Annotated in this window: 1 protein-coding gene; it reads left to right on the top strand. The window is 53.2% G+C overall.

What is annotated here, in order from left to right; genetic code table 11:
- Nucleotides 1-254: 254 nt before the first annotated feature.
- Nucleotides 255-472, top strand: a 218-nt coding sequence (locus C5B91_RS21575; protein WP_119713050.1) for a hypothetical protein, incomplete at its 3' end; no start/stop codon positions are given.

Below are 472 nucleotides of genomic sequence, written 5' to 3'. Positions count from 1 at the left end.
GATTCAGAACTCATCTGTTCTGGTAGTTTATTGGTCGGAGTATTAAACCTTGGTGTTGGTTTCGTCTCAGCTGTCGGTAAACGCCGTCTAACGGGCGTCAGACGGGTGTTTGGGGGTGCCGTTATCGGCGCTGCAGGGCGTAGCCCTTCCCTCGACGCCGCTGAACCCCTAATACCATTCTCTACCATTCAATGGTAATCAATGGTTTTCAGCGGAATATTTATATTGTTGAGGAGAGTACATGTAGTTGACCGATGGCCGACGAGGATGATGGCCTGCTGTGGCCTCCGATGTTCAAGGGGATGCAACAGGCGAGCGAGAACGCGATGGAACAGCAACAGCAGCTGATGAAACAGATGTTCGCCAACGGTGGCATGCCGAGTTTCGATATGAATCAGCTCGGTGCCATGAGCCAGATGGCGACGTTCAAGACCCGCGTGCAAAGCGGGGGTCGGATCAGCATTCCTGATGC

The sequence above is a fragment of the Haloferax sp. Atlit-10N genome (assembly GCF_003586325.1).
Classification (GTDB): Archaea; Halobacteriota; Halobacteria; order Halobacteriales; family Haloferacaceae; genus Haloferax; species Haloferax prahovense.
Note: the sequence above shows the minus strand (reverse complement) of the source record. Positions and strands in the feature narration are given on the sequence as shown.